At 64.2% G+C, this 20,973-nt stretch carries 20 protein-coding genes; 5 read left to right on the forward strand and 15 right to left on the reverse strand.

The window, feature by feature from the left end; all coding sequences use genetic code 11:
- The first annotated feature begins 30 nt into the window (after positions 1-30).
- Positions 31-894 (forward strand): MurR/RpiR family transcriptional regulator, encoded by an 864-nt coding sequence (locus RHIZ70P_RS15020; protein ID WP_115671289.1) that lies wholly within the window; start codon positions 31-33, stop codon positions 892-894.
- Positions 895-906: 12 nt separating this feature from the next.
- On the opposite strand, the gene RHIZ70P_RS15025 is transcribed toward RHIZ70P_RS15020, so the two are convergent.
- From RHIZ70P_RS15025 to paaN, 7 genes are all read right to left on the reverse strand, one after another.
- Positions 907-2,862 carry a 3-hydroxyacyl-CoA dehydrogenase NAD-binding domain-containing protein gene (locus RHIZ70P_RS15025; protein ID WP_115671290.1) on the reverse strand — a complete coding sequence of 652 codons (1,956 nt, stop codon included), beginning with the start codon at positions 2,860-2,862 and terminating at the stop codon, positions 907-909.
- Between the two features lie 6 nt (positions 2,863-2,868).
- Entirely contained in the window at positions 2,869-3,615 is a 747-nt protein-coding gene (locus RHIZ70P_RS15030) for an ABC transporter ATP-binding protein (RefSeq protein ID WP_419178300.1), read from the reverse strand.
- Positions 3,557-4,342, reverse strand: a complete 786-nt coding sequence (locus RHIZ70P_RS15035; protein WP_115671292.1) for an ABC transporter ATP-binding protein — start codon at positions 4,340-4,342, stop codon at positions 3,557-3,559. The genes RHIZ70P_RS15030 and RHIZ70P_RS15035 overlap by 59 nt, the downstream gene beginning before the upstream one ends.
- Positions 4,339-5,295, reverse strand: a complete 957-nt coding sequence (locus RHIZ70P_RS15040; protein WP_181904037.1) for a branched-chain amino acid ABC transporter permease — start codon at positions 5,293-5,295, stop codon at positions 4,339-4,341. Before RHIZ70P_RS15040 ends, RHIZ70P_RS15035 begins: the two co-directional genes overlap by 4 nt.
- 2 nt (positions 5,296-5,297) lie before the next feature.
- A complete protein-coding gene (locus tag RHIZ70P_RS15045) occupies positions 5,298-6,170 on the reverse strand; it encodes a branched-chain amino acid ABC transporter permease (protein WP_115671294.1) in 873 nt (290 codons plus the stop codon).
- Positions 6,171-6,272: 102 nt separating this feature from the next.
- Complete coding sequence (locus RHIZ70P_RS15050) at positions 6,273-7,415, reverse strand: ABC transporter substrate-binding protein (protein WP_115671295.1); 1,143 nt, start codon at positions 7,413-7,415, stop codon at positions 6,273-6,275.
- Between the two features lie 38 nt (positions 7,416-7,453).
- Complete coding sequence (gene paaN / locus RHIZ70P_RS15055) at positions 7,454-9,106, reverse strand: phenylacetic acid degradation protein PaaN (RefSeq protein ID WP_115671296.1); 1,653 nt, start codon at positions 9,104-9,106, stop codon at positions 7,454-7,456.
- Between the two features lie 107 nt (positions 9,107-9,213).
- Between paaN and paaG the strand changes: the two genes are divergently transcribed.
- The 4 genes from paaG (at position 9,214) to RHIZ70P_RS15075 (ending at position 12,477) form a co-directional block, all read left to right on the forward strand.
- Positions 9,214-10,008, forward strand: a complete 795-nt coding sequence (gene paaG, locus RHIZ70P_RS15060; RefSeq protein WP_115671297.1) for a 2-(1,2-epoxy-1,2-dihydrophenyl)acetyl-CoA isomerase PaaG — start codon at positions 9,214-9,216, stop codon at positions 10,006-10,008.
- Positions 10,005-10,442: a hydroxyphenylacetyl-CoA thioesterase PaaI gene (gene paaI / locus RHIZ70P_RS15065; protein ID WP_210209750.1), complete on the forward strand. Its 438-nt coding sequence runs from the start codon at positions 10,005-10,007 to the stop codon at positions 10,440-10,442. Before paaG ends, paaI begins: the two co-directional genes overlap by 4 nt.
- 27 nt (positions 10,443-10,469) lie before the next feature.
- A complete protein-coding gene (gene paaK, locus RHIZ70P_RS15070; protein WP_115671298.1) occupies positions 10,470-11,780 on the forward strand; it encodes a phenylacetate--CoA ligase PaaK in 1,311 nt (436 codons plus the stop codon).
- A gap of 97 nt (positions 11,781-11,877) precedes the next feature.
- Positions 11,878-12,477: a TetR/AcrR family transcriptional regulator gene (locus RHIZ70P_RS15075; protein WP_115671299.1), complete on the forward strand. Its 600-nt coding sequence runs from the start codon at positions 11,878-11,880 to the stop codon at positions 12,475-12,477.
- Between the two features lie 98 nt (positions 12,478-12,575).
- Here RHIZ70P_RS15075 and paaZ read toward each other — a convergent pair whose 3' ends face one another.
- The 8 genes from paaZ to RHIZ70P_RS15115 all read right to left on the reverse strand — a co-directional run bounded on the left by paaZ (position 12,576) and on the right by RHIZ70P_RS15115 (position 20,732).
- On the reverse strand, positions 12,576-14,639 hold the full coding sequence (gene paaZ, locus RHIZ70P_RS15080) for a phenylacetic acid degradation bifunctional protein PaaZ (protein WP_115671300.1): 2,064 nt from the start codon (positions 14,637-14,639) through the stop codon (positions 12,576-12,578).
- Positions 14,640-14,710: 71 nt separating this feature from the next.
- Positions 14,711-15,787, reverse strand: coding sequence for a 1,2-phenylacetyl-CoA epoxidase subunit PaaE (gene paaE, locus RHIZ70P_RS15085; protein WP_115671301.1), 1,077 nt, complete (start codon positions 15,785-15,787; stop codon positions 14,711-14,713).
- Between the two features lie 20 nt (positions 15,788-15,807).
- Positions 15,808-16,329 carry a 1,2-phenylacetyl-CoA epoxidase subunit PaaD gene (paaD, locus tag RHIZ70P_RS15090; protein ID WP_115671302.1) on the reverse strand — a complete coding sequence of 174 codons (522 nt, stop codon included), beginning with the start codon at positions 16,327-16,329 and terminating at the stop codon, positions 15,808-15,810.
- 10 nt (positions 16,330-16,339) lie between these two features.
- A complete protein-coding gene (gene paaC, locus RHIZ70P_RS15095; RefSeq protein WP_115671303.1) occupies positions 16,340-17,116 on the reverse strand; it encodes a 1,2-phenylacetyl-CoA epoxidase subunit PaaC in 777 nt (258 codons plus the stop codon).
- A complete protein-coding gene (paaB, locus tag RHIZ70P_RS15100) occupies positions 17,116-17,400 on the reverse strand; it encodes a 1,2-phenylacetyl-CoA epoxidase subunit PaaB (protein WP_028737551.1) in 285 nt (94 codons plus the stop codon). The genes paaC and paaB overlap by 1 nt, the downstream gene beginning before the upstream one ends.
- A 63-nt stretch (positions 17,401-17,463) precedes the next feature.
- On the reverse strand, positions 17,464-18,462 hold the full coding sequence (gene paaA / locus RHIZ70P_RS15105; RefSeq protein WP_115671304.1) for a 1,2-phenylacetyl-CoA epoxidase subunit PaaA: 999 nt from the start codon (positions 18,460-18,462) through the stop codon (positions 17,464-17,466).
- Between the two features lie 17 nt (positions 18,463-18,479).
- Positions 18,480-19,685 (reverse strand): 3-oxoadipyl-CoA thiolase, encoded by a 1,206-nt coding sequence (gene pcaF, locus RHIZ70P_RS15110; RefSeq protein ID WP_115671305.1) that lies wholly within the window; start codon positions 19,683-19,685, stop codon positions 18,480-18,482.
- A gap of 171 nt (positions 19,686-19,856) precedes the next feature.
- Positions 19,857-20,732, reverse strand: coding sequence for a PaaX family transcriptional regulator C-terminal domain-containing protein (locus tag RHIZ70P_RS15115; protein ID WP_115671366.1), 876 nt, complete (start codon positions 20,730-20,732; stop codon positions 19,857-19,859).
- Positions 20,733-20,973: the final 241 nt, after the last annotated feature.

Consider the following 20,973-nt stretch of genomic DNA (forward strand, 5'->3'; position numbering starts at 1 on the left):
TTTCGCAACGCGGGCATCAGGCAAGACCGAATGGACCTCTTTCACGCCCTCTCCGACGAGGATGGCCGACTTTCGGGCCTGGATGCCAAACTGGCGAAGTTTGCGATGGAGAACGTGGACTTCGTCGTCAATTCGTCAATCATCGAGCTCGCCCATCGGGCGGGGGTCTCGCCGCCGACGGTCACCCGCTTCTGCCGGCGGCTGGGGTGCCAGGGCTATTCCGATTTCAAGGTACAACTGGCCAAGCTGGCTTATGTCGGCCTGCGCTACCTGAAGCCGGAGGCAACGACGGCGACCGCCGAGGAGGTGGCTCGCGATATCGTGTCCAAGGCGCAGAATGCGCTTTTTGAGCTCCATCGCCAGCTCGACCTCGCCGCCATCGAAAAGGCGGCGCAGATGCTGCGCGCGGCCGAATTCGTCCAGGCTTTCGGCGCCAGTGGCAACTCGGCGATGATCGTCAACGAGCTGCACAATCGCCTCTTCCGCCTCGGTTGCCGAATCAACGCATCCAACGACCACGGCATGAACCTGATGATCTCGGCGGCCGTGCAGCCGGGAACGGTGGTGTTCGGGTCATCGTTCACCGGCCGGGACCTGGGCCTCGTCCATTGCCTGGAGATACTGAGGCAGAACGCCATTCCGACCATCGTGATGACCCAGGCCGGCTCGCCGGTCGCCATGGCCGCGGACGTGGTCATCGAAATCGACATGCCGGAGGGCAAGAACATCTTCCGCCCGACATCGACCCGCTACGCCTATCTCGCCGCGATCGACATCCTGGCCAACATGGTGGCCTATGCCGATCGCACCAAGGCACTGAAATCGCTGCGGAGCATCAAGGAGGAACTGGTGCGCAACCGTGATGGCGACGATCGCCAGCTCCTAGGCGATTGAAGGCGGCGTGTTTCAGGAACTAGATCCCGCGCCTTTGGCGGCATGGAACATGGGGCCGCCACGCCAGCGAGGGAAACCGTAGCCGTGGATTTCGACCAGATCGATGTCTGAGGCCTTTTCGGCGATGCCTTCCGCCAGGATCGCTTCGCCCTCTCGGGCCATGGCGCCGACCAGGTGTACGGCGATCGCCTCGGCATTCAGTGCTGGGCCGGGTTCGATCAGGGCGCCGAGGAGCCGGGTCACCTCGTCCGAAGGAACAGGCCGGCGATCGCCAGGCTTGTAGTCGTACCAGCCGCCGCCGGTCTTCTGGCCCTTGCGGCCGGCCCGCACCAGAATGTCGCCGAGCGTTTCCGGCACATCCTGGCCCGCCGCCCGCGCGCCTTCGCGTTGCAGGAACGCGATGTCGAGGCCGCCGAGATCCTGCGCTTCGAAGGGGCCCATGGCAAAGCCATAGCCGCGCATGGCCGCATCGACGGCGGCAATCGCCACGCCTTGCCGAACCAGCGCCTCCGCCTCGGCGCGATACCGCTTGAGTATGCGGTTGCCGATGAAGCCTTCGCAGATACCGGCACGCACCGGCACCTTGCCGAGCATCCGGGAAAGGGCGAAGCCGGTCGCCAGCGTAGTGTCGGTCGTCTGCGGCGTCGGCACGATCTCCAGCAGCTTCATGACATTGGCCGGGCTGAAGAAATGCAAGCCGATGAAGCGCCCGGGATTGGGCAGGCCCTCGGCGATCGCCCGCGGATCGAGATAGGAGGTGTTGGTCGCCAGCACCGCATCGGGACGGCAGACGCGACCCAGTCGCGCAAACACCTGGCGCTTGACCGAAAGCTCCTCGAACACGGCCTCGATCACGAGGTCGGTATCAGCAAGCATGGCATAGTCAGTAGAGCCCAGGACCCCGGCAAGCCGTGCTTCGGCGGATGCCTCGGTCAGGCGCCCGCGCTTGACCGCGCTGGCGAAGATGTCCTTCAGATTCGCGATGCCGCGCTCGACGGCCGCATTGTCCCGTTCGATCAGGATGACGGGCAATCCGGCATCGCGCAGGGCGGCGGCAATGCCCGCGCCCATCGTGCCGCCGCCGATCACGGCGGCATTGCGAAGCGGCAGGGCCTGGACGCCCGACAAGGCTGCCGGCCGCGGGGCTGCCCGTTCGGCGAAGAAGACGTGACGCAGCGCCGCCGCCTGACTCGAGGCCCGCAGTTCCAGGAAGGTGGCACGCTCGAACTGCATCGCCGCGGCGAAGTCGGCTTCGGTTGCCCGGCGCAGGCAGGCAAGGGCTTTCAGCGGTGCAACTTCGCCCTTGGCGCGCTTGGCAATCGCTGCCTCGGCCTCGGTCCAGAAGGCATCCGGCGCTGTCGGCGCGGGACGAAGCGACAGCGGCTGGGGAAGGGGCCCCACGAGCCGTTCCCGGGCGAAGGCGATGGCAGCCGTGCGCAGATCACCCTCGACAACACTGTCGATCAGCCCCAGCTCCAGCCCCCGCGGCGCGCGCACCGGCTTGCCCGTGGTCACCAGATCGACGGCGGCCTCCACGCCGGCGAGACGCGGCGTGCGCACCGTTCCGCCGGCACCGGGAACGAGCCCAAGCGTCACTTCCGGCAGGCCGACCGAGGCATCCACGGTCGCAAGGCGGAAACGGCAGCCAAGCGCGACCTCGAAGCCGCCGCCAAGGGCAGAACCATGGATCGCCGCGATCCAGGGCTTGGCCGCCAGTTCGATGGCCGAGACGACATCGGGAAGGTGGGGCGGCTGCGGCGGCTTGTCGAATTCGCTGACATCGGCGCCGGCGATGAAGGTTCGTCCGGCGCATGCGAGAACCACGGCCGAGACATCGGGATCGCCGTCCAGGGCGGTCACCGCGTCCAAAAGACCTTGGCGCACGGCCTGGCTCAACGCGTTGACGGGCGGGTTGTCGATCGTGACGACGGCGATGTTTCCCTCACGGGCGATGGTGACGACGGACATGTGTAATCAGATTCCCAGATAGGCTTCTCGAATGCGGGGATCGGCGAGCAAATCGCTGGCCGGTCCTTCCATGGTGATCTTGCCCGTTTCCATGACATAGCCACGGTCGGCGACGGACAGGGCACCGAAGGCGTTCTGCTCGACGAGGAGCACGGTGACCTTGAGATCGCGCATGCTTTTCACCACGTCGAAGATCTGCTGGACGAGGATGGGTGCCAGGCCCATGGAGGGCTCGTCGAGCAGCAGGCAGGAGGGCCGCCCCATCAGCGCGCGGGCGATGGCCAGCATCTGCTGCTGGCCGCCGGACAGGCCGCCGGCGGCGAGGTTGCGCTTTTCCTTGAGGATCGGGAACATCTGGAAGGCGTTTTCCATGTCCCGGTCAACCCGATCGTCGGTGAAGAGAAAGGCCCCGAGGCGCAGGTTTTCCTCCACCGTCAGGTTGGTGAAGATCTGCCGGCCTTCCGGAGACTGGGCAAGACCTCGCTTGAGACGCTTGTAGGCGGGCGTTGTGGCCAGCGCCTCACCGCGGAAGATGATCTGTCCGGCACTGATCGGCTGCAGGCCGGACAGGCAGCGCAGCAAGGTCGTCTTGCCCGCGCCATTGGCGCCGACGATGGTGACGATCTCGCCGGAATCGATGTGCAGGTCGATGCCGTGCAGCGCCTCGATGCGGCCATAGCGCGACCGCAGTCCCTCAACCGTGAGCATGGGACGCCTCCTGTGCCTGAGTTCCGAGATAGGCCGCGACGACATCGGGATTGCGGGCCACGGTGGCGGGATCACCCTCGGCGATCTTCACCCCATGATCGAGGACGACGATGTGGTTGGAGATGCGCATGACCATCTTCATGTCGTGCTCGACCAGAAGGATGGCGACGCCGGAGGCGGCCACCTCGGCGATCAGGTGGTCGATCTCCTCGGTCTCTACCGCATTGCAGCCGGCGGCCGGTTCGTCGAGCAGCAGGACCTTGGTGTCGAGGGCGAGGGCCCGGGCGATCTCCAGCCGCTTCAACGCACCATAGGAGAGGTTGCCGGCCTCCAGTTCGGCGGCGTTGGCAAGGCCGACGCGTGCCAGGAGTTCGCGCGCCCCGGCCTGCGCTTTCCTCGATCGCCGGCGTGACGCCGGAAGCCCGAGCAGGTCGGCGAACACCGAGCCCTTCTCGCGCAGATGAAAGCCGGCAATGGCGTTCTCGAGCACGGTCATGTTCTGGAAGATCTGCAGGTTCTGGAACGTGCGCGACATGCCGCGCCGTGCCAGAAGATGCGGAGAAAACCCGGTCACCTCTTCACCGCTGAGCTTCACCTTGCCGGATTTCGGCATGTAGACGCCGGAAATCATGTTGAACAGGGTGGTCTTGCCGGCACCGTTCGGGCCGATGACCGAGACGATTTCCCCGGGATTGACGGAAAAGCTGACATTGTCGACGGCCTTCAGGCCGCCGAAGGCAATTCCCAATCCCTCGACGCTAAGAAGGCTCATGCTCCCCTCCCGGTGAATTGACGCAGCAGTGACGGCAGCAGGCCTTCGCGCAGGAAGATCATTACCAGCATCATGACCAGGCCGAGCATGACCTGTTCATATTCGGCAAACACGGTGAGCACCTGCGGCAGGAGCGTCAGGATGCCGGCGCCGAGAATGGCGCCGAGCACCGATCCCGCGCCGCCGAGCACGGCCATGGTGACGAGCTCGATCGAGTGCATGTAGCCGGCGACGTCCGGCGTGATGAACTTGTTCTGCAGGGCCAGCAGGGAACCGGAGACCGAGGCAAAAACTGCGGAGATGACGAAGGCCTGCAGCTTCAGCCGGGCGACGTCGACACCGACCGTGCTTGCGGCGATCTCGGAACCATGCAGGGCACGCAGCGCGCGGCCCGTCGGGCTGTCGTAGAGATTGAGGGCCAGCCATGCGCCGATCAAAAGGCAGAGCCCGCAGAAAAAGTACCAGAATTCCGGTGCAGAAAGCTTGAGCCCCAGCGCACCGAGCGCCTGGCGAAGGCCGAGATCGGCAACGGCGATGCCGTCCGGCCCGCCCGTCAACCAGGCTTCGTTGGACAGCACCATGGAAACCAGGATACCGAAACCGAGCGATGCGACGGCGAGATAATAGCCCTTGAGTCGCAGGATCGGCCGCCCGACCCCATAGGCGATCGCAGCCGAGAGCGCCGCGCCAAGGAGTGCAGCGAACGCCGGGTGCAGGCCGAGATGCACGGGCGCCAGCGCCGAAGCATAGGCGCCGATGCCTGCAAAGCCCGCATGGCCGAGGCTGATCTGTCCGGCAAAGCCGGTCAGGATGACGATGCCGAGCACCGCCACGCCGTTGACGAAGAGCAGCGAACCGACGCGGAAATAGAAGGCCGACGGGAAGAAGAAGGGCGTGGCGGCGATCAGCAGCGCCAGCACCAGCAGAGTGGTCTGTTTTGTCGTGAGCCGCATCATCACACCCGATTGACCGAATTGCGTCCGAAGAGGCCTTGCGGCATGGCGAAGAGGACGGCGAGGATGACGACGAAGGCGACCGCATCCTTGTATTGCGAGCTGATAAAGCCGGCCGTCAGCGCCTCGAACAGGCCGAGCAGGATGCCGCCGACGAGCGCACCCTTCGGATTGCCCATCCCACCGAGCATGGCGGCGGCAAAACCTTTAAGCGCCAGCGCGATACCGAGATCGTAGCTGGTCAGCGTGATCGGGGTGACCAGCACGCCGGCGAGCGCACCGATGGCGGCCGAAAGCGCGAAGGAGAGCGTCATCACCCAGTTCGTGTTGATGCCGACGAGCTGTGCGGCGAGGCGATTGTTGGAGGTGGCAAGCACCGCCTTGCCGGTCAATGTGCGGGTGAAGAACAGCCAAAGGCCGACGAACACGACGACCGCCCCGGCGATGACCCACAGGCTCTGCGGCAGAATGGTGGCGGCGAGGATCTTGATCGGCTCGTCGCCGGTGAAAGCCGGGAAACGGTGAAGCTGCTTGTCGAAGACGAGCTGCGTCACGCCGCGAATGAAGATCGATGCACCGATGGTGATGATGATCAGCGAGACCACAGGTGCGCCGCGCGCCGGTTCGATGGCGAGCTTGTTGAGCGCCACGCCGATGGCCGCGGTCAGGGCGATGGCGATCAACGCGGCCAGTGGCAGAGGCAGGCCGGCGTCGAAGGCAAACACCGTGATCATGCCGCCCAGCATGACGAACTCGCCCTGGGCGAAGTTCACCACATCGGAGGCGTTGTAGATGATGGTGAAGCCCAGCGCGACGAGCGCGTAGACTGCGCCGACCGTCAGGCCGGAAAGAAGAAACTGCATCAGTTCAGGCATCAAAGACCCCACTGTGGCCGAACATTCTTGAGGCGGAGCCTGCATGTCGCACGCAGGCTCCGCGCCAATGCCATCGCCCCGTGAACGGAGCGAGCCAGGTGCTTACTCGATGATGGTCCAGCCACCATTCTTGATCTCGAGCATACGGAATGCCGAGAGATCGAGGCCGAGGTGATCGTCCGCCTTCATCGTGACGACACCGGTGGTGCCGACCAGGCCGGACGTGGACTCGATTGCATCGCGGATCGCTTCCGGTTCTGCGGAACCGGCACGTCCGATCGAATCAACGAGAATGCGCAGCGCGTCATGGGCATAGCCGCCGAAGGTCGAGACGGCAGAACCTGTCTTCTTCTCATAGGCGGTTTTGTAGGCCATTACGACTGACTTCTGGGGATCGCCATCCGCCAGGAGGCCGGCGACCAGCAGGGCGGTACCGGGGAGGCGCACGCCTTCGGCGGCCTTTGCGCCGGCCAGCTCGATGAAGCCGTCGGAGGCGACACCATGCGACTGGTAGAGCGGCAGGCCGACGGCCAGCTGCGAATAGTTGCGCGTCACGATCGACGGGCCCTGGCCGAAGCCGGCATTCAGCACGGCCTGCACGCCGGCCGTGCCCTTGATGTTGGTCAGCTGCGGGGTCATGTCCGCGTCCTGCAGGCCATAGGTCTCGTCGGCTGCGATCTCGATGCCGTAATCACCCGCTACGGCGACGCACTGCTTGTGCATCGAGGCGCCGAAGCCGTCGGTGCCGGAAATCACGCCGATCTTGGTGATGGCGTTCTTCTTCATGTTCTCGAAGATCTTCTGGCAGGCCATGCGGTCGGTATGCGGGGTCTTGAAGACCCAGTGCTTGACAGGATCGATGATTTCGATCGCGCCGGCGAGCGAGATGAACGGAACCTCCGAGTCCTCGGCGACCGGAATGATCGACATGGTCGTGCCGGTCGTCGTGCCGCCGATGATGGCGACGACTTCGTCGTCTTCGACGAGGCGGGTCGCGAAGGTGCGCGCCTTGTTCGGGTCGCCGCCGTCGTCATAGAGGACGAGCTTCAGCGGTTCGCCGTTGACGCCGCCGGCGGCATTGATTTCCTCCACCAGCATTTCGAGCGTCTTGGCTTCCGGGTCGCCGAGGAACGAGGCGGGGCCGGTTGCCGATACGGTGGCACCGATCTTGATCTCGGCCTGGGCAGCGGTTGCGATGCCCAATGCCATCAGCGTGGCGAGTGCGGTTGTCGTGGTGATTTTCATTGTGTCTCCTCCCTGAGAACGTTGAATAATGAAGTCGATTACGCCGCCTTGGGGCGGCGCCACATCGCCAGCCGGAACCGGTTGGCGACGAAGGCAGTGTCGGTCAGGCTGGCATTGCCGGCGGGATTGCCGCCGGTGACGTGAAAGTCGGAAAATGCCGCGGACTGGTTGACGAAAATGTTGCCGGTCAGGTTGATCGACAGGTTAACGCCGGCCCGGGCGAAGGCCTTCACCGCGTAGGCGATACGCGCCTCGTCGGTGTCGTACAGCGCGGCGGTAATTGCGCCCTTGCTGCGGGCAAGGTTGGCGGCTGCGTCAATGCCGGCTTCGGCGCTGTCGACCGCGATAATGAAGGCAACCGGCCCGAAGCACTCGTCCTCGTGAACCTGCGTCTCGGCGGCGTCCAGGGCGATGATCAGTGGGGTGGCGCTACAACCGATGGTCAGCGGCTGCGAATCGCGGACGATCCGGCCAAAGCCGCGCGCCTTGTCGATCCGTGCCAACGTCGCCGGATTGGCGATCGTGCCACAGACACCGGAAGCGCGTGCCGGGTCGCTCAGCAGCGCGTCGACCGCAGCGCCGATCGCGGCTGCAACTTCGTCGAAGCTCTTGTGCCCTTCATTGGTCGAGATGCCGGCACGGGGTACGAAAATGTCTTGCGGGGCCGTGCACATTTGCCCGGAATAGAGCGACAGCGAAAACGCGATGTTGGCGCACATGCCGGAGAAATCGTCGGTCGCGGCGACGACGATCGAGTTCACCCCGGCTTCCTCGGTAAACACCTGGGCGGAACGGGCATTGTCGCGCACCCATTCGCCGAAGGCGCTGGAGCCGGTGTAGTCGATGATGCCGATGTCCGGGTGGGTGACCAGTTCCTTGGTGATTTCGGCGCCGGCCTGATCGACAGCCAGCAGGACCACGTCAGCCGGGAAACCTGCGTCGACCAGGACTTCGCGCGCCACCTTCACGGTCAGTGCGAGCGGCAGGATGGCGCCGGGATGTGGCTTGACGATCACGGTATTGCCGGTCGCGAGGCTCGCGAACAGGCCCGGATAGGTGTTCCAGGTCGGGAAGGTCTGGCAGCCGATGGCCAGCGCCACGCCGCGCGGCACGACCTGCCAGTTCTTTTCCAGAACGATCGGCGCCGCCTTGCCCTGCGGCTTTTCCCAGGTGGCCTGGCCCGGCATGCGGGTCATTTCCGCCCAGGCGGTGGCGACGGCTTCGAGACCACGGTCCTGGGCATGCGGACCGCCGGCCTGGAAGGCCATGGGAAAGGCCTGGCCGGTCGTGTGCATCACGGCATTGGCCATTTCAAAGCTTATGCGGTTGAGCCGCGTCAGGATTTCGAGGCAGACGCCAACGCGCAGCTCTGGCGAGGCATCGGCCCAGGCATCGCCGGCCGCTTTGGAGGCGGCAACGAGCGTCGCGGCACCGGCTGCCGGATAAAGGATATTGAGGTCAGGTCCCCAGGGCGAGACTTCGGAACCGAGGCGGGCATCTTCCGGGTGGCCGGGCAGTTCGAACTGCGTGCCGAGCAGGGCCTTGAAAAAAGCCTCGCCATCGTCCTTGGCGGTTTCGCCATAGATCTTGCCGCTCGGAACTTCCGGAAAGGGCGACCAGAAACCCCGGTCGGACAGGGCCTTGACAGCCGTCTCCAACAGACCGCGATGGCGGTCGAACATGTCGTTCATGGCAATTTCCTCCCTGCTCCTGCCTTTATCATTGACCGTCCGGTCGGTTTATGCAAGATCTTTTTACGCCCCCGGGAAAATTCGGAGCGGGGACCAGGGAGAGAGCGATGCACCAATCCGACACCGTTCTGGTGACGATGGATCACGGGGTTCTGCGGCTGACGCTGAACCGGCCGGACAAACTCAATTCGTTTAATGAAGAAATGCACCTCGCCCTGCGCGCGGCGCTTCAGCGCGCCCATGACGATGCCGGCGTGCGGGCCGTCCTGCTGACCGGCGCCGGCCGCGGCTTCTGCGCCGGCCAGGACCTCGGCGACCGCGATCCGCGCAAGGGCGGCCCCGCTCCCGATCTCGGCCACACGCTGGAAACCTTCTACAATCCGACGCTGCGTCTGATCCGCTCGCTGGAAAAACCGGTGATCTGCGCGGTCAACGGCGTCGCGGCAGGAGCCGGCGCCAACATCGCCTTCGCCTGCGATATCGTGCTCGCGGCCCGCTCCGCGAAGTTCATCCAGGCCTTCTCAAAGATCGGCCTGATCCCCGATGCCGGCGGCAGCTGGAGCCTCGCCCGCATCCTCGGCGAACCGCGCGCCAAGGCGCTCGCCATGACCGCTGAGCCGCTGATGGCGGAGCGCGCCGCCGACTGGGGCCTGATCTGGAAGGCCGTCGACGACGATCAGCTGATCGGCGAGGCCGAGACGCTGGCTCGCTCGCTGGCCGAAGGCGCAACGCGCGGCCTCGGCCTCACCAAGCGCCTCATCCAGGCGGCGGCCACCAACAGCCTCGACGATCAGCTCGACATGGAGCGAGACTGCCAGCGCGAAGCTGGCCGCACGGCCGACTATGCCGAAGGCGTCACCGCCTTCCTCGAGAAGCGCAAGCCGGAGTTTTCGGGCCGATGACGATGAACGCACAGGAAATGGCCGAGGCCTGCGCCAAGGCGATGTGGGACCTCGACACGGCGTCGCAAAATCTCGGCATGCGCATTGAGCACATCGCGCCGGGGCAGGCGACCCTGTCGATGGAGATCACCAAGATCATGTCCAACGGTCACGGCAACTGCCACGGCGGCTATATCTTCACGCTGGCCGACAGCGCCTTCGCCTTTGCCTGCAACGGCTACAATCAGCTGACCGTCGCGCAGAACTGCTCGATTACCTATATCAGTCCCGGGAGGATCGGCGACCGGCTGACAGCGGAGGCCCGCGAAGTCTCGCGCAAGGGCCGGTCCGGCATCTACGACATTCGCATTTCAAATCAGAACGGCGACCTGGTCGCCGAGTTTCGCGGCCTGTCGCGAACGGTGAAGGGCACCCACCTGCCCGATCCCGCCTGAACCAAGACGTATCCCAGGGAGGAAATCATGCTCGACTTTGTAACCCGTCCCCAAGATCTGGACCCGATCGAAATCGCCTCGCGGGATGAAATCTCGGCGCTCCAGTTTCACCGGATGAAGCGCTCGCTGAAGCATTCCTACGAAAACTCGCCGTTCTATCGCCAGCGGTTCGACGAGCACGGCGTGCATCCGGAAGACCTGAAGACGCTTTCGGATCTCTCGAAGTTCCCCTTCACCACCAAGACCGACCTGCGCGACACCTATCCCTTCGGCATGTTCGCCGTTCCCCGGGAAAAACTGGTCCGTATCCACGGCTCGTCCGGCACCACCGGCAAGCCGACGGTGGTCGGCTACACCAAGCACGACATCGACGTCTGGGCCGATGTCGTCGCTCGCTCGATCCGCGCGTCCGGCGGCCGTCCGGGTGACATCGTGCATGTCGCCTATGGCTACGGCCTGTTCACCGGTGGCCTTGGCGCGCACTACGGGGCCGAACGGCTTGGCTGCACCGTCGTGCCGATCTCCGGCGGAATGACCGAGCGCCAGGTCACGCTGATGAACGACTTCAAGCCGCGCATCATCATGGTGACGCCCTCCTACATGCTGTCGATCCTCGACGAGTTTCGCCGCCAGGGCATCGATCCGCGCGAAAGCTCGATCGAGGTCGGCATCTTCGGTGCCGAACCCTGGACCAATGCCATGCGCAGCGAGATCGAACAGGCCTTCAACATGCACGCCGTCGACATCTACGGCCTCTCCGAAGTCATGGGGCCGGGCGTCGCCAATGAATGCGTCGAGACCAAGGACGGTCTGCACGTCTGGGAAGACCATTTCTATCCGGAAATCATCGACCCGGTGACCGGTGCCGTGCTGCCCGACGGCGAGCTCGGCGAACTGGTCTTCACCACGCTGACCAAGGAAGGCCTGCCGATGGTGCGTTACCGCACCCGCGACCTGACGCGGCTTCTGCCGGGCACGGCGCGTTCGATGCGGCGCATCGAGAAGATCACCGGCCGCAGCGACGACATGATCATCCTGCGCGGCGTCAATGTCTTCCCGACGCAGATCGAGGAACAGATCCTGAAATGCGCCGGACTTGCCCCGCACTTCCAGATCGAGCTCACGCGCGCCGGCCGCATGGACAACATGACCGTCCACGTCGAATGCGCGGCTAATTTCACCGATGCTGCGGCGCGTGCGCAATCGGCCAAGGAACTGGCGCACCACATCAAGAGCGTCGTCGGCATCACCACCAAGATCGAGGTTCAGGACCCGACGTCCATCGCCCGTTCGGAAGGCAAGGCCAAGCGTGTGGTGGATAACCGCCCGAAGACCTGAAACGCGACCCATGACAGGGCAAAGGCAATTGATATATTCAGGCGGGGGCGACAAGGCCCCCCTTTTGCAGGCGTTCTGCGAGTAGGAAAGTGAAAATATGGCTCGCACCCGGGCAACCGATTTTGAGGAAAAGCGCCGCGGCCTTCTCGACAATGCCGCCGCCGTATTTGCCGAGCAGGGCATGGAAAAGGCTTCCATGTCCCAGATCGCCAGTCATTCCAGCGTCTCCAAGGCACTGCTCTATCACTACTATCCGAGCAAGGATGCGCTGATCTACGCGATCATCATTACCCATCTGGAAGAGCTTGACCAGGCGATCGAGGCGGCCGACGATGCGAACGATTCACCGGAGAAGCGGCTCCGGCGGCTGGTCGGCGTGGTGCTGGAAAACTATCGCGGGGCAGACAACCAGCACAAGGTACAGCTCAACGCCACCTCGGCCCTGTCCGACGAGCAGAAGGCAGGCATTACCGCGATCGAACGACGGATCGTGCGCCGGTTCTCGAATGTGCTCAAAGAAATCAATCCGGAACTCGACAGCAGAGAGCGACCTCTGCTGATGCCGGTCACCATGTCGCTGTTCGGCATGATGAACTGGGTCTACATGTGGTTCCGGGACGGCGGTCGCATCACCCGCGAAGACTATGCCGATGTGGCGACGACCCTGATCCTCGAAGGCATCAAGGCGGTTCGCTAACCGCCGCCCGCAAGCTTCAACCGGCGCCCATTCTTCCTGACAAAATTCTTCATACCGACGGCCAGGTTAATTCTGGCCGTCGGTTTTTTTGCATGTCCTCAAGCCGCGTTCCAGGTCTTGGCGACCATGGTCAAGACGTCGTATTGCGCGACGACTGCGCCATTCTGGTTCGTCACCTGGCAGTCCCAGCGGACTTCGCCATGATCGGCATTGGCGCGCGGATTGATCTCCTTGCAGGTCAATCGAACCTGCAGCGTGTCGCCCGGATTGACGGGGGTGAGGAAGCGCAGGTTGTCGACGCCGTAATTGGCAAGCACCGGACCCGGATCCGGATCGACGAACAGGCCGGCGGCGAAGGAGACGATCAGGTATCCGTGCGCCACGCGCCCGTCGAAGAAGGGGTTGGCCTTGGCCGCCGCCTCGTCCATGTGGGCATAGAAGGTATCGCCGGTGAAGTGGGCGAAGTGCTCGATGTCCTCGAGCGTGACCGTTCGCTTGGCGGTGACGATCTGGTCGCCGATCTTCAGCTCCGCCAGCGACTTGCGGAACGGATGGACGCTCGTGTCGCCGGCCCCGGCACCCTCGATCCAGCGGCCGGTGACGGCCGAAAGGAGACGCGGGGTGCCCTGGACGGCGGTGCGCTGCATGTAGTGCTTGACGCCGCGCATGCCGCCCATTTCCTCGCCGCCGCCGGCGCGGCCCGGCCCGCCATGCACCAGCCCTGCAAGGGGCGATCCATGGCCCGTCGAGGACTTTGCCGAGGCTCGGTTTCCGATCAGGACACGGCCATGATAGGGCGCCATGCCGATCACCATTTCTTCGGCGACCTTCGGATCGTTGGTGAAGACCGAGGCGACCAGCGAACCCTTGCCCTTGTGGGCGAGCGCAATCGCTTCCTCGATCCCCTCATAGGGCATCACGGTGGAGACAGGCCCGAATGCCTCGACATCGTGGACGGCAGAGGCGGTAAACGGCTTGTCGCAATAGAGAAGAACCGGATTGAGGAAGGCGCCCTTCTCGGCATCGCCGGAGAAGACGCGGACATTGTCCGGATCGCCGGCGACGATCTCGGCATCGGCGGAAAGGTCGCGGATGCGCTCGCGCACTTCGTCGCGCTGGGCGAGGCTTGCCAGCGGCCCCATGCGCACGCCCTCGTCAGAGGGGTTGCCGAGCGCGGTCTTCGAGAGACGATCGCCGAGCGCTTCGACAAGCGCCTGGACATGGGCCTTGGGTGCGATCACACGACGGATGGCGGTGCATTTCTGCCCGGCCTTGGACGTCATCTCGCGCGCCACTTCCTTGACGAAGAGGTCGAACTCCTCCGTGCCCGGAGCGGCATCAGGCCCAAGAATCGACGCGTTCAGGCTGTCGGCCTCCATGGTGAAGCGCACCGAATTGGCCACCACCGCCGGATGAGACTTGAGCTTGCGGCCGGTCCAGGCGGAGCCGGTAAAGGTCACCGCGTCCTGCCCCTCGACATGGTCGAGCAGGTTGCCAACGGAGCCCGACACCAGCTGCAACGAACCTTCCGGCAGGATGCCGGTCTCGATGATCCGCCGGACCACGAGTTCGGTCAGATAGGCGGTCTGGCTTGCCGGCTTGACCAGCGAGGGGACGCCAGCGATCAGCGTCGGGGCGATCTTTTCCAGCATGCCCCAGACGGGGAAGTTGAAGGCGTTGATGTGGACGGCGATGCCGTGCAGCGGGGTGAGGATATGCTGGGCGGAGAAGCTGTTGTCCCTGGACAGCAGTTCCACGTCGCCGTCGAGCAGCACGCGGGTATTCGGCAGTTCGCGGCGCGCCTTGGAGGAATAGGACAGCATGGTGCCGATGCCGCCCTCGATGTCGACCCAGCCGTCGGCACGGGTGGCACCGGTCAGCGCGCTCTCGGCGTAGAATTCCTCCTTCAGGTCCATCAGGACCTGGCCGAGGGATTTCAGCATCTGCGCCCGTTCATGGAAGGACAGGGCGCGCAGGTTCGGTCCGCCGACCTCGCGGCCATAGGCGAGTGCTGCGGCAAAATCGATGCCGGTCGAGTCGATGAATGCGATTGCGGCACCCGTCGAGGCATCGAGTAGCGGAACGCCCTGCTTGTCGCCGGGTGTCCAGCGGCCGCAGACATAGCTTTCGAGACGGCGCGGAACGCGGGCCGAAACATTCATGAAGTCATCCTTCCTGGATCGGTTTATTCAGTGCAGTCGGCGGGGCACAAGTGGCCCCGCCGCTTGGGAGGTTATTCGTCGTAGGAGAGCACGACCTTCTCGGTCAGCGGGTGACACTGGCAGGTCAGCACGTAGCCGGCTTCGACCTCGTAGTCCTCAAGTGCGTGGTTGGTGTCCATCTCGACCTCGCCTTCGAGCACCTTCGCCCGGCAGGTGGAGCAGACGCCGGCCTTGCAGGAGAAGGGGGCGTCCATGCTCTGGGCGATCGCCGCCTCGAGAATGCTGACGCCGTGCTTGGGCATTTTGAAGGTCCGCGTGGTGCCGTCGAGCGTGATCGTCGCCTCTACCACGGCCGCCGCTTCCTCGGCGCTGACCGAGGCAACACGGTTCTTGGCGCGGCCCGGCTGGCCAGAGGCGAAGAGTTCGAACTTGATCTGCTCGTCCTTCAGCCCATGCGCCTTGAGGCTGGCGACGATGGTCAGCATCATCGGCTCGGGCCCGCAGATGAAGGCGGCGTCGATCGACTTCGGATCGATCCAGGTGGAAAACAGCGCAGAAAGCTTGTTCTCGTCGAGACGGCCGGTGAACAGGTCGATCTCCTGCACTTCGCTTTCCAGCACATGCAGGACGGAGAAACGGCCGAGATAGGTGTTCTTCAGGTCCTCCAGCTCCTCCCGGAACATGATCGAATTGATCTGGCGGTTGGCATAGACCAGCGTGAACTGGGACTTCGGCTCGCGTGCCAGGACCGTCTTGATGATGGACAGCAGCGGCGTGATGCCGGAGCCGCCGGCAAAGCCGAGGTACTGCTTCTCGGCGGCCGGATCGATGTCCATGTAGAAGCGGCCCATCGGCGGCATGGCCTCGATTACGTCGCCCGGCGCGAGATTGCCATTGGCCCAGTTGCTGAACGCGCCGCCGTCGACGCGCTTGATGCCGACGCGCAGGACGCCCTCGTCCTTGCCCGCACAGATCGAGTAGGACCGGCGCAACTCTTCCCCCTCGAAATCGCGGCGGAAAGTCAGGTACTGGCCCTGGGTGAAATCGAAGGCTGCGCGATCCTCCTCGCGCGGCTTGAGCGTCACGACCACCGCATCACGGGTCTCGTGGCGGATGTCGGTCACGGTCAGGGGATGAAAGCGTGCCATGAGTTATGTCCTCCGCATCCTCAGATGCACTTGAAATAGTCGAAGGGTTCCAGACAGTCGCGGCATCGGTAACTCGCCTTGCACGGGGTCGAGCCGAACTGGCTGACTTTTTCGGTCCTGGTCGAGCCGCAACGCGGGCAGGCGACGGCGAGGTTCGAACCGGCAAGCCGGCTGGCCCGGGCCATCAGCCGCCCGTCGGCGGCTGTGCCGTCGATCGGCGGCGCAATGCCGTAGGCGCGCAGCTTTTCCCGCCCCTCGGCGCTGATCCAGTCCGTCGTCCAGGCGGGCGACAACCGTCGTTCGAGACGTAGTTTCTCGATGCCGTGGCCCTTGAGCGCCGCCTCGATGTCGAGGTTGATCACTGTCGTTGCCGGGCAGCCCGAATAGGTCGGGGTAACGGCAACAACGAGGGTGTCGCCGTCCCATGAGACATCGCGAATGATGCCCAGATCGGTCAGGCTGATGACGGGGATTTCCGGATCCGGCACCTCGCCCAGCCAGCGCCAGACCTCTTCCGTTTCGGGCAATGTCCTGGCGTCCATCGCACCGCCCTCACCAGACCGAGTTCGGATAGGCCCGCTGCAGGAACTGCATGTCGGCGAGGATATAGCCCAGATGCTCGGTATGGACCCCGCGCTTGCCACCCTTGTGCTGGTAGCTGCCGTCCGGGCGAACGAGCGTCGCTTCCGTGAGCACTTCGCCGACCGAACTGTCCCAGGCTGCCTTCAGCGCCGAGGGAAGCGGCGCGATGCCGGCCTCAGCCACGGCTTCGTCGGCGGAATCGTCGAGGAACATCTCGGCCGTATAGGGCCACAGATCATCCAACGCCTTCTGCATTCGGCGATGGCTTTCCTCGGTTCCGTCGCCGAGACGGATGACGAGGTCGGCAGAGCGCTCGAAATGGTAGGACACTTCCTTCAGCGCCTTCTGGGCGATTTCCATGACGCGCGGATCGCTCGAGGCGACGAGCGCGCGGAGCATTTCGATGTGGTAGGCATCGAAGAGGAACTGCCGCATCAGCGTCTTGCCGAAATCGCCGTTCGGGCGCTCGACGAGCAGCACGTTGCGGAAGGCCGCAGCATCGCGCAAATAGGCGAGATTGTCCGCCGTGCGCCCCTTGCCTTCGACCTCACCCGCAAGACCCAGCCAGAACTGGGTCTGGCCGATCAGGTCGAGCGCGACGTTGGCGAGCGCGATATCCTCTTCCAGCACGGGCGAATGACCGCACCATTCGGATACCCGGTGTCCGAGGATCAGCGTGTTGTCTCCCATTCTGAGCAGCCATTCGAAGAATGCGGCCTGATCGACCGCCGGGATTGCGGTTGCCATCACATGTGCCCCACTTCAGCCGGGATGTCGAAGAAGGTCGGGTGACGATAGACCTTGGAGTTCGACGGTTCGAACAGGGGCCCCTTTTCCGACGGAGACGAAGCGGTGATATCGACCGACTTCACCACCCAGATCGATACGCCTTCGTTGCGGCGGGTGTAGACGTCGCGGGCATTGCGGATCGCCATTTCGGCGTCCGGTGCATGCAGGCTGCCTACATGGCGATGGTTGAGGCCATGTTGACCGCGGATAAAGACTTCCCAAAGGGGCCATTCGCTGGACATTGCTATTCCTCCCAAGTTCAAATGACGGACGGGAGCGGGCGGGCCGCCCCCGAATTGGATTGATCAGGCAGCCTTGCGCCCGGCCCGGCGCGCCTCTTGCTTTTCGGCATGGGCCATCAGGCCATCGCGGAACCACGCGCCTTCTTCCCAGGCGGTGACGCGGGCACCGAGGCGCTCGGCATTGCAGGGTCCATTGCCGGCGATGACGTTGAAGAACTCTTCCCAGTCCGGCTCGGAGAAGTCGTATCCGCCCTTCTCCTCGTTCCAGCGCAGGTTCTCGTCGGGGATGGTGAGCCCAAGATACTTGGCCTGCGGCACCGTCTGGTCGACGAATTTCTGGCGCAGTTCGTCATTGGTGTTGATCTTGATCTTCCACTGCATCGACTGCGCGGAGTGCACGGAGTCCTTGTCGGACGGACCGAACATCATCAGCGACGGATACCAGAAGCGGTTGAGCGCATCCTGCGCCATCGCCTTCTGTTCGGGCGTACCGAAGGCCATCTTCATCATGATGTCGTAGCCCTGGCGCTGGTGGAAGCTCTCTTCCTTGCAGATGCGGATCATCGCCCGGCTATAGGGGCCGTAGGAGGTTTTCTGCAGCTGCACCTGGTTCATGATCGCGGCGCCATCGACCAGCCAGCCGACCGCACCGATGTCTGCCCAGTTGAGCGTCGGATAGTTGAAGATCGAGGAATACTTCATCTTGCCGGAATGCAGCAGCGCGAGAAGCTCGTCGCGGCTGACGCCGAGGGTCTCGGCGGCGGAATAGAGATAGAGGCCGTGGCCCGCCTCGTCCTGCACCTTGGCCAGAAGGATCGCCTTGCGCTCCAGCGTGGGCGCCCGGGTGATCCAGTTGCCCTCCGGCAGCTGGCCGACGATCTCTGAATGGGCGTGCTGGCCGACCTGGCGGATCAGCGTCTTGCGGTAGCTTTCGGGCATCCACTCCTTGGGCTCGATCTTCTCGCCCCGGTCGATGCGCTCCTGAAAGGCCCGCTCCTGCGGTGACATCTCGTTCGGCGACTTCACCCGATCACTGTCGGTCTTGACCATTTGCGCATACATGGCGGTTTCCTCCCTGCTCAGATCCGTTCAATGATGATGGCGATGCCCTGGCCCACCCCGATGCACATGGTGCAGAGCGCATAGCGGCCCCCGGTGCGGTGAAGCTGGTACATGGCGGTGGTGACGAGGCGGGCGCCGGACATGCCGAGCGGATGGCCGAGCGCGATGGCGCCGCCGTTCGGATTGACATGCGCAGCATCGTCGGGGAGCCCGAGTTCCCGAAGGACGGCGAGCGCCTGGGCCGCAAACGCCTCGTTGAGCTCGATGACGTCCATCTGCGAAAGCGACAGGCCGGCGCGGGCCAGGACCTTGCGGACCGCCGGCACCGGGCCGACACCCATGATGCGCGGCTCGACGCCGGCTGCGGCCATGGCGACGATCCGGGCGCGCGGTGCCAGACCCTGTTCCCTGGCCATGGCTTCCGAGGCGACCACCAGCGCGGCCGCGCCATCGTTGACGCCGGAGGCATTGCCGGCGGTGACGCTGAGATCCGGGCCGTTGACGCCCTTGAGCTTCGACAGCTGTTCGGCCGTGGTGCCGGGACGCGGATGTTCGTCGATCGAGACGACCAGCGGCTCGCCCTTCTTCTGCGGGATCGTCACGGGGACGATCTCGTCGGCAAAGACACCGGCGGCCTGGGCTGCGGCCCAGCGGGCCTGGCTGCGGGCGGCAAAGGCGTCCTGATCGGCGCGGCTGACATTGTACTGCTCGGCGACATTGTCGGCCGTCTCGGGCATGGAATGGGTGCCGAACTTCTTTTTCAGTTCGGGATTGGGAAAGCGCCAGCCGATCGTGGTGTCGTAGACCGCGTTCGAACGGGAAAAGGCCGCATCCGCCTTCGGCATGACGAAAGGCGCGCGCGTCATGCTCTCGACGCCACCCGCAATCACCAGGTCGCAATCGCCGCCGCGGATCGCCCGCGCGGCCATGCCGACGGCATCCATGCCGGAACCACAGAGGCGATTGACGGTCGTTGCCGGAACATTGATCGGCATGCCGGACAGGAGAACGGCCATACGGCCGACATTGCGATTGTCTTCGCCGGCCTGGTTGGCGCAGCCGTAGATAAGGTCGTCGACCTTGGACCAATCGACACTCGGATTGCGCGCCATCAGCGCGGCCAGCGGCAACGCAGCCAGATCATCCGCCCGCACGGATGCGAGGACCCCGCCATAGCGGCCGACGGGTGTTCGCACGGCATCGCAGATAAAGGCTTGGCTCATCGATCACTCCTCCACGAGTATCAGCTGCAGCTGGCATGTCTCCAATTCGCCAACCGTTCGGTCAGCTTATAGCGCCAAAACATCACACAGGAAAGCGGTTTTTTGATGAATGCGTGATGTTTTGGGTCGATTGCCTACCGAGCAGGAATTATCCTTTTTTCTTTCTGCTACTTAGTTTGCAATCTCGAGCGACAGTGATTGCAGCCGTGTCGCGGTCTCGGCCGTTTCAGCCGGCAGATGGCCATCTCGGCCTTCGAACCGGGCAGCGATATGGGCGTCGGCCAGGGGGGAGAGCGAGCGGTAGAGACGGGCAAAGAGCCGGCGGGCCGCAAGACCCGGCCAATCGAGGGGAAGTGCGTCGGCGGGCAGCCGTGGATCACGCAGAAGCACGGCGCGATAGACCTGAACCAACAGAAGCCGCGCGCTGACCGCATCGGCCGGCAGCAAGGTCTCGCCTTGCTCCAGCGCCGCCGCGAGCGGCGAGAACAGATCGATCATCGCGCGGTACTCGTCGGCTAATGACCCGAGGTCCCAGAGCGTTGCCGCATACTCGGCCAGCATGCCGCCGCCCTTCATGACGTCGGCGCGGAAGGCAAGGCCGGGAAGCGGAGCATTTTCCGGATGATTTGGCCGAAGGTAGAGGTCCGGCCCCATGCGGCCGAGACGCAATCGGCGGATGACCTCGTCGGAAAGGCCCGGCGCATGATGGATGAGGAAACCGTCGGCCTCGGCCTGCGGGCCGTAAAGCAACCTCGCTGCGGCGGCGAACTCCGTCCGCGCACCGGATGCCAGCCGATAGTAGGATCGCCGGCCATCACGCTCACCGACCAGTTGCTCGGCCGCGACCAGGCGTGAGACGGCGGTGCGCACCAGCGTCTCGCTGATCCCGAGCCGCGCGCAGATCTCCACCAGCGTGCCCATCCACAACACGCCGCCGCGCGGCACGACGATATCGCCGTAGATCGTAACGATCATCGCGGGCGCGCGAATGGTCAGGCCCTGCTGCAGCAGCGGCAACCATTTGGTTCCAGGCAGCGCAACGGACATTTCGCCTCCAAACATGCAGTCGGGCAAATACGCTCGGCCGGACGGCCGGCGGTTCAACGCGTTGATTTTCCGAGGTAGGCGCACCGCAGATGAATGTCAAATTGCCGGTCATTATCCTGTCTCACGCGCGGATGCCGACTGGTCGGATCGGTGGACCTGGTTCGACGTTTGTCCGGCTGATACCCCCCCCCCCATCAATGATTGACGCGATTGCGCATAAAAAGCCCCTCGACTTTTCTTC

This window comes from Paenirhizobium selenitireducens ATCC BAA-1503 (assembly GCF_900492185.1).
In the GTDB taxonomy this organism is placed as follows: domain Bacteria; phylum Pseudomonadota; class Alphaproteobacteria; order Rhizobiales; family Rhizobiaceae; genus Allorhizobium; species Allorhizobium selenitireducens_A.